This window comes from Actinomyces sp. ICM47, assembly GCF_000278725.1.
Classification (GTDB): Bacteria; Actinomycetota; Actinomycetes; order Actinomycetales; family Actinomycetaceae; genus Pauljensenia.
In genome coordinates, this window is the sequence record NZ_ALCA01000002.1 from 1 (window position 1) to 8238 (window position 8238).

The window sequence follows — 8238 nt, forward strand, 5'->3', positions numbered from 1 at the left end:
CGTCGCCGGACGAGGCCGGGGCAGCCTCGTCGATCAGCGCGCGCAGGCGCGGGGCGAGGTCTCGCGCGGCCTCGTCGGGAGCGAGGGACACGGGGACGGTGACCCGTATTCCCCCGCCCGGAACCCCTGCGGACGCGCCCGCCTGGCCGCTCATCGGCCCACCAGCGCGAAGGTGCCGGCCCAGACGCTGACCGTCAGCGCGATGGTGGGAACGGCGATGGCGACCGCCATGAGGGCCGCGTCGGCGGCGCGCAGGCGCGAGGGACGCGCCCAGGTGCGCGCGCGGGAAGCGCCGAACCCTCGAGCTTCCATCGTGGTCGCGAGCTTGCCGGAGCGTCGCAGCGCAAACACGAGCAGCGAGAAGGAGCCGCGCAGGAAGGAGCGGATGCGCGAGGCGTCGCCCACGCCTCGGGCGCGGCGGGCTCGTTCGAGGGCCTTCCAGTCGGCGGCCATCAGCGAGGTCATGCGTGCGCCCGCAAGCGCGGCCAGCACCGGCCGGGCGGGCAAGTGCAGGATCTGCGCGAGGCCATCGCCCATGTCGGTCGGGTCGATGCGGTCGAGCAGGGCGATGGCAGGGATGACGAGTGCGCACATGCGCAGGGCAATGCCGAGGGCCAGCCACATCGAGTGGTCGGAAATCGCAGCGGGCCCAAAAGACCAATAGACGCGCCCGCCGGGCGCGGCGTAGAGCAACATCGAGAGGGCACCGAGCGGCGCGGCGACGAGCAGCGGCGTCGCTTTGAGGAAGAAGCTGCGCGCCGACACGCCCGACAGGGGGATGAGAGCCAGCTCGAGTGCGAGCGCCACCCCCGCGCTGACGGGGTCGATGGTGGCGAGCAGCGGCGTGGTCGCCACCAGGAGGGCGAGCACGCGGGCAACGGGATTCGTGCGGGTCAGGAGGCCACGCCGGGGCGTGCGACCCGAGGCTGGCGCACCCATCCGTGTGGCACCGGCGGTCGCCGCACTGGCAGGCGCCTCGCCCGCAGGCGTGTCGCCCGCAGGCGCCTCGGTACCCATCGTGTTGCCGTTCGCCGCCGCGTCGGCGCTGTCGCCAGATTCCGACCCAATACTCGTGCGGGACGCGCAACCCGAGTCGGCCTCGTCAAGTGGGGAGGCGAGCGCGGACTCAGCGCAACCGCGCGACTCTCCCCCGCCTCGGCTCCCGAGCGACCCCAGGTCGACGACGCGCTGGCCCATCGCGGCCACGAACGCGGGGTCGTGCGTGATCGACACCAGGGTGACGCCACGCGCGAGGGCGGCGCGCAGGAGGCGCACAAGGCCCAGCCACGTGCCGCGGTCCTGCCCGAAGGTCGGCTCGTCGAGGATGAGCAGCTCGGGGGCACTGATGAGCGCGGTCGCCACCGACAGGCGGCGTTTCTCGCCGCCGGAGAGCGTCATGGGGTTGGCGCGCGCGAGTTTGGTGAGGCCCAGGGCCTCCATGTGTTCCTCGACGAGGGGCGTGATCTCCTCCTCGCTCATGCCGGCCGCGCGCGGGCCGATGGCGAGTTCCTCGGCGACGGTGGAGGCCAGGAACTGGTACTCGGGTTCCTGAAAGACCATCGACATGCGGCCCAGCAGCTGCTTGCTGCTCCACTCGTGGGGGTCACCGCGCGTGCCGTCGGAGGTCTCGACCTCGACCGTACCCGCGATGGGTTTGAGGAGGCCCGCGAGGGTGAGCGCAAAGGTGGACTTGCCCGCGCCGTTAGCACCCACAATGCAGGTGGACACGCCGCGCTCGAGCGTCAGGTTGATGCCGCTGCGCACGGGGGCATCCTGGTCGTAGCCGATCGTCAGGTCGGTGACGCGGGCGATGGGGGCAGCTTCGGACGAGGCCGGGACGGGCTCGGGCGCGGGGCCAACCTCGGCAGCCACGTCGTCCCCGGGCAGCCAGATACCGCGCTCGCGCAGGGCCTCTCCCTGTTCCTCGAGGACCTGCCTCAGGGGGCCGTCGGCGGCGATGCGACCGTCGGCCACCACAATGACGCGATCCACGAGGGAAGCCCACACGTCCACGCGGTGCTCAACAACCACCAGGGTCGCGCCCGTGCGTTCCGCAACGGAGGCGACGACGTCGCGCACCTCGGCGACGCCACTAGGATCCAGGTTCGCGGTCGGCTCGTCTAGGAGCAGCAGACCCGGACCCATCGCAAGGATCGACGCGAGCGCCAGGCGCTGCTTCTGCCCGCCCGACAGCTCCGTCGTCGAATGATCAAGGGGCACGTCCAAGCCCACCGCGCTCAGGGATTCCTCCACACGAGGCCAGATCTCCTCGCGAGGAACCCCCAGATTCTCCATGCCGAAGGCCACGTCATCGCCCACGCGAGCCAGCACCACCTGGGCCTCGGGGTCCTGCATAAGCAGGCCCACGCGGCCCCTGGCATCCGCCGGGGACACGCCGTCCACCGTGAGCGAACCCGAGGCCTCGCCCTCCTCAGCACCGCCCAGCAGGCCCGCCAAGCCACCCATCAGCGTCGACTTGCCCGAGCCAGACGGCCCGAGCACCAGCACGCGCTCACCCGGCGCAATATCGAGATCAACATCCGACAGCGCGGCGTTCTTACGCCCAGCGTGACGCCATCCCCATCCGCGCGCGCGCACGCGCGCGCCCGTCCCCTCACCCAGCGGCACCTGGCCATCCGGGGAGGACACGGAGCGGGAGAAGGCGGAGGAGGCCTCGTTCATGGAGCGGGAATCAGACAAGCTCACGCGCTCCGCGTCCCGAAGCGAAACGATCCAACGCGCCCGTCTTTGCCAGCGCGTTCGTCAGCGCCCACGCGAGGACGCCGGCCAAAACGATGCCCGAGGCCACGCCGGACACCAAGTAAATGGCGTTGTAGAGCGGACCCTTCGCGAGGTGGCCGGAGAGGAAAAGCTCAAGGACCCACTCGCAGACGAAGGACAGCGCGCCCGCGGCGGCAGCCACCCACACGCTGAAACGGCGGTAGGCAAAAAGCGCGAAAACAATCTCAGCACCGATGCCCTGTGCAAGGCCCGAATACAGCGTCTCGACCGCCCACTGCGAACCCAGACCCATGGAGACGGTGGCGGCCACCAGCTCGACGAAGAGCGCGGAACCAGGCTTGCGGATGATGTAGCCGCCGAGCGTGCCGCCCAGCAGCCACACGCCCGTCACCAGACCGCCGAGACCTGGCGCAATCGCCTTGAGGGCCTCGTAGCCCGCGTAACCCACCTGGTTCCACGCGACGAAAATGAGGCCGCACGCGACGCCCAGGACAGCGGCGGTGACAATATCGATGACCCTCCAGCGGAGGGAAACAGTGGTTGCCATGCGACAATACTCCCTTCGTGATGCACGGCGGCCACGAGGGAAGAGCCTTCCTACGCCGGTATGATCCGGATCAGGTTCTACGGTCGGGGATGGTCCCCTCTCAGCTCGCGTCGAGCTCCCGTGGCACAGTAGTGAGCATAGTCACCTAGTATTTATCACGCTACTCATGCAGGTGAGGCCCCTGACGGGGACCCTCGCCCGTACCACCGTCGCCCAGGACGCCGCGCGCCGCACGACGCAGCAGGAAATGACGGTTCGCGAAGGCCGCGCCCACGATGAACGCGATCCACACCAGGGAATAGACGAGGCCGGGGCGCGTATCGTCCCACATCGCCAGAATGACGCCCATGGCCCCCATGAACGCCAAGACCACCCACGCGCCAACGGCACCGCCGGGGGACTTGAAGTGCGATTCCTTATGCAGGTGGGGACGCTTGCGCAGATAGACCAGGTAGGAGACGACGATGACGACCCACACGCCCATGAAGAGGGTGGCCGACACCGAGGTCACCAGCGTAAAGGCCGCGGAGATCGAGCCGCCCGTCGCCATGATGACAATAGCCGTCAGCAGGCACACGCAGGACAAGAACAGGGCGTTGAGGGGCACGTGATGCTTCGAGAGGCGCGCGAAAATGCCGGGTGCCTGCTCCTGGCGGGCCAGACCGTAGAGCATGCGCGACGTCGAGTAGATACCCGAGTTCGCGCTGGACGCTGCCGAGGAGAGCACGACCAGGTTAACGATCGTGGCTGCCGCACCCAGGCCCGTCAGGGAGAACATCGTGACGAAGGGGGACTTCTCCGGGCTCACCTGATCCCAGGGGGTCACCATCATGATGGCCGCGAGGGCCGCCACGTAGAAGAGCATGATGCGCACAGGAATCGAGTTGACAGCCTTGGGGAGAGTGGTGTCCGGGTCATCGGTCTCGGCGACCGTCGTGCCCACCATCTCGATACCAATGAAGGCGAAAAGCGCGATCTGGAAGCCACCCAGGAAGCCGGTGAATCCGTTGGGGAAGAAGCCTCCGTGGCTCCACAGGTTCGAGACGGCTGCGGCCGTCCCTTCCTCGTCGACCGTGCCCATGGCGACCATACCGAAGCCGACGACGACTAGGGCGATGATCGCGACGATCTTAACGAGCGCGAACCAGAATTCGGTCTCGCCGAAAGCCTTGACCGTCATCGCGTTGAGGGCAAAAAGCAGCAGGGTCGTAGCGGTGATGGGGATCCACGGGGACAGATTCGGCCACCAGAAGTGCGTGTAACCGGTGATGGCGATCATGTCGGCGACGCCGGTGACAACCCAACACGCCCAGTACGTCCACCCCGTCACGAAGCCTGCCCACGGGCCGATCAGGTCGCGCGCGATGTCCGCGAAGGTCGCGTACTTGCGATCCGACAGGAGCAGCTCGCCGAGCGTGCGCATAAACAGGAACAGGACAGCACCGATGATCATGTAGACCAACAGGATCGACGGACCCGCGACAGAGATCGTCTTGCCCGAACCCATGAACAGGCCCGTCCCGATTGCACCGCCGATCGCAATCAGCTGAATATGGCGATTCTTCAGGTTTCGCTGGAGCTTTTCGCCGCCCCCTTGCCGGGCTTCATCATGCACGACTGGCTCGCTGCTCATTCGTTTTCCTTTCCGCCGGATGCCGCCCGCGGGCGGCGTTTTGCACGGTCTTTGCGTGCGCGCGGAGCACACTTGACCCTCCAACGCTACCGCACCGGCCCGCCCGCGACCGAATTCAGGTGTCGCACGGCACGCCCCGAGCACTTTGAAGCCGCTGCTGCGCACAAAACAACCATGCAAGTTAGGTTAGGCTCATGAATCTTTCTGCGACGCCCGCTCCCCATTCCTCGAACGAGGCCCCGGCTGCCTGCGGCGGTCCGAGTGGCTCCACACCCCAGCCCCCCGCGGGGGAATCCACCGCGGTCGCGCCTGCCCCGGCCTCGTTCCCCCTGGCCTCCACGGCGAGCGTGCCCACGCAGCGCGCGGCGCGTTACGGCAAGCAGCTCGTAACGCACATGGCACACAAGGTCACCGGCGAATGGAACGAGTCATCCGACAGCGGTTACCTCCTCTTTGACCGCGAGGGTCCCGCAGTCGGACGCTTCGACGTGAGCGCAATGCCGTCGGCACTGGTTCTTGAGCTGCGCACGACCCCCGAGCGCGCTGATCACCTCGAGCACGTCGCGGGCATTCACCTGGCGCGATTCGGCGTGCGCGACGCCCTGACCATCTCGTGGCGGCGCACCGACGGCAGCGCCGGCACCACGCAGGGTCCCCTCACTGCCGCCGACATAGAGGCCCACACCCACGCAAAGAAAGCAGCCCGCGAGGCGACGCGCGAGACCGGACAAGCGGAGTAGTCGCGGCGCTCACCGCGGACTAGGCGCGGCAGGACACCCAAGCACGGTACGCGCGACGCTAGACCGGGCACGTGCCAGAGCAGGCATGCATCAAAGCACACACGACGATGCACGCAACAACCGGGCACGCAGCAGCGTAGGCCCGGCAGGTCCATCAATTCCACATGCAATTCCCCGATGGCCGGACGCGTTAGCATCTCAAAAACCGCAGAATTCCAACGTTCTGACTTCAAAAGTTGAAGCAGGCACAGGGGAATTGCATGCGAAATTTCGGGGACACACCCAAGCCCACGCGTATCAATACGAGTCACGCAGAGATCCGCATCGGAAACGGTTCACCACTGCAGGGCGTTGCACTAGTTAGGGAGCATTACCCCAGTTAGGGAGCATTACACTACCTGGGAACTGGTGTAATACCCAGCTAAATGGTGTAACACCACTTAGCAACAAGCTAGGCCGCGGCCGGCTTCTGGCGCCCCATTGCTAAAACGACCCGCGCCCTACGCCACGCCACCACCGTCCGAACATTCACCAATTCCGCACGTAATTCCCTGAAGGCCTGACGCATCAACGCCTCAAAAACCGCATGATTTCAACGTTCTGACTTAAAAAGTTGAAACACTCTCAAGGGAATTGCATGCGACGTTGAAAAGGGACGCACAATCAGGGGAGCATCGCACCTCTTACTGGGATCCTGAGCGACGCCGCCGGAGGCTCTGCACTAGTTAGGGAGCATTACACCGTCTCCCAGCTAGTCAATGCTCCCTAAACAGTGCAACACCACTGAGGAACAAGTCCAAACACGGCGGGACGACTATCGAGGCAAACAATGCACCACTTGGGCAGGTACTACACTACCTAGCGCACCGCACCACTTGCTAGCTAGTGCACTGTTCCCCTCAATGGCGCAACGCTTCGGAGTCACAAGTTCCACCATGGTTCGCGCAGCAACTCCCACACCCGGCACTGCACCCGTTACGGGACGCTACACCCGTTACGGGACGCTACACCCGACCAGAACGGGTGCATTGCCTACGGATCGGGTGCAGCGCCCACACTCACAAGCACAACCGCGGACCAAACCGGGCAGTGTCATAGGGTGTCAGCAATTTTCGTGTAGCGGTGATGCTGGTTGGAGGCTGGTCATGGGGTGTCGTCGGATGCTTGGTGCCCTGGATCACGCTGCGATCATGGCGCGGTTGGAGGCGGGTTTGTCCCACCATTGTTGGGATGCGATTGATTGATTGAAGCGCCCCGACATCGCTGATCGAAAAATCACGGACAACTGCCCAAGAGCCACCCTCGGCTACCACACCCCCACCCACGCATGCAACGAACTCATCGCTACCACCCATTGACACCACCCTCCATTGAGACGATCGATAGCCCCGTTTCAATGCATATACAGGCATCTCCCTTGCCCCGACGGATAGCGTCAACGTCACTGGCCACACGCTCACAACGAACCCCCGCAGTCGTGAGACTGCGGGGGTTCACAGTCTGGCAACGCGCTAACTACGAGTCATTCGCCGACAAAATGCTGCGACGACGGAACCTCAACGACAGCAGCAGATGCCGAAACGACGCCAACCGCCGCGGCCAACGAGCCGCTGACGTCGAAACGGCGAAACCTCACCGACATCAACAGATGTCGGCTCGGAAGCCGTAGACGCTCAGCGGCCCTCGAGGTAGCTCTTCGCTGCGGCCAGGACCTGCTCCCACATGCCGACCGCGTCCTCGTACGCCTGACGAGCCACGGCCTCGTCGTCGGAGACGGACGCCAAGCCAGACTCCTCGACGTGGATGCCGACGCCGCCGCGCTCCTCGGACAGAGAGATCTCGACGCGGGTCGCGTACTCGTCGGGCAGCTCGTCGTCGGCCAGCGGGTACCAGCGGAAGGCGACGACATCCATGGGGTCTTCGTCGGCCTTCTCGATCAGCCAGTCGCCAACGTCCGGGTCGCTCACGCGGTAGATGCCGTCGTCTCCGAGGCTCACCTCATGGTCACCCAGCGGGCCATCGTTGACCCACCAGCCCGGCTCCGACACGAGGGCCCACGCGGCCTCACTGTCACAGTCCACGACGACGTCGGTCTCGACGCGGTCCAGCTCGTCCTCAACGTCACCGTCAGAAGTCCTGTCAAAGATGCTCATACCTCAACGGTACCGGCTCGCACGCGCTCCGTCACGCGAACAGGGTCACAAAATTGCTGCCGATCTGCACTCGGATACGACGAGGCCGTGGCTGACTCCGCCGGGAAAGCAGAGCCGACCACGGCCTCGTGTCAGGAGGAGTGTTCAGGCCAGGCGCGTGACGCGGTAACGCCAGTCGATGGGACCGGCCTCGAGGGTCTCCACGCGGTAGTGCTGCTCAGAGTTCTGCAGGTGTGCGAACAGCGGCTCGGGCTGGTGGGGTGCGCAGATCTGGAGATTCTCACCCACGGGCAGGTTGTCGACCGCGGCGAAGAGGACCGCGTGGCGCACGACGCGGGGGATCGAGTGAATGACAAGCTCGTCCGCGCCGGGGCGGTGGATGACGCCGGCACCGCCAGCGTGGACCTTGCCGTGGCCACCGCC

The 8238-nt window shown here is 65.9% G+C and carries 6 protein-coding genes and 1 riboswitch; of the genes, 1 reads left to right on the plus strand and 5 read right to left on the minus strand.

Features of this window, described 5'->3' with window-relative positions:
* Positions 1-150 precede the first annotated feature (150 nt).
* From HMPREF1136_RS00020 to HMPREF1136_RS00030, 3 genes are all read right to left on the minus strand, one after another.
* Positions 151-2682, minus strand: a complete 2532-nt coding sequence (locus HMPREF1136_RS00020) for an ATP-binding cassette domain-containing protein (RefSeq protein ID WP_009647242.1) — start codon at positions 2680-2682, stop codon at positions 151-153.
* 10 nt (positions 2683-2692) lie between these two features.
* Positions 2693-3289 (minus strand): ECF transporter S component, encoded by a 597-nt coding sequence (locus tag HMPREF1136_RS00025; protein ID WP_009647246.1) that lies wholly within the window; start codon positions 3287-3289, stop codon positions 2693-2695.
* Positions 3290-3319: 30 nt separating this feature from the next.
* Positions 3320-3421: riboswitch (TPP riboswitch) on the minus strand.
* Between the two features lie 28 nt (positions 3422-3449).
* Positions 3450-4922: an amino acid permease gene (locus HMPREF1136_RS00030; protein WP_009647238.1), complete on the minus strand. Its 1473-nt coding sequence runs from the start codon at positions 4920-4922 to the stop codon at positions 3450-3452.
* 194 nt (positions 4923-5116) lie between these two features.
* Here HMPREF1136_RS00030 and HMPREF1136_RS00035 point away from each other — a divergent pair, with 194 nt between their 5' ends.
* Entirely contained in the window at positions 5117-5662 is a 546-nt protein-coding gene (locus HMPREF1136_RS00035) for a DUF2218 domain-containing protein (RefSeq protein ID WP_009647241.1), read from the plus strand.
* Positions 5663-7335: 1673 nt separating this feature from the next.
* On the opposite strand, the gene HMPREF1136_RS00040 is transcribed toward HMPREF1136_RS00035, so the two are convergent.
* Both HMPREF1136_RS00040 and HMPREF1136_RS00045 read right to left on the minus strand, forming a co-directional pair.
* Positions 7336-7815: a toxin gene (locus HMPREF1136_RS00040; protein WP_009647239.1), complete on the minus strand. Its 480-nt coding sequence runs from the start codon at positions 7813-7815 to the stop codon at positions 7336-7338.
* A 144-nt stretch (positions 7816-7959) separates the two neighbouring features.
* Positions 7960-8238 (minus strand): DUF2249 domain-containing protein (locus tag HMPREF1136_RS00045; protein ID WP_034504132.1); only part of this gene is annotated, 279 nt, incomplete at its 5' end.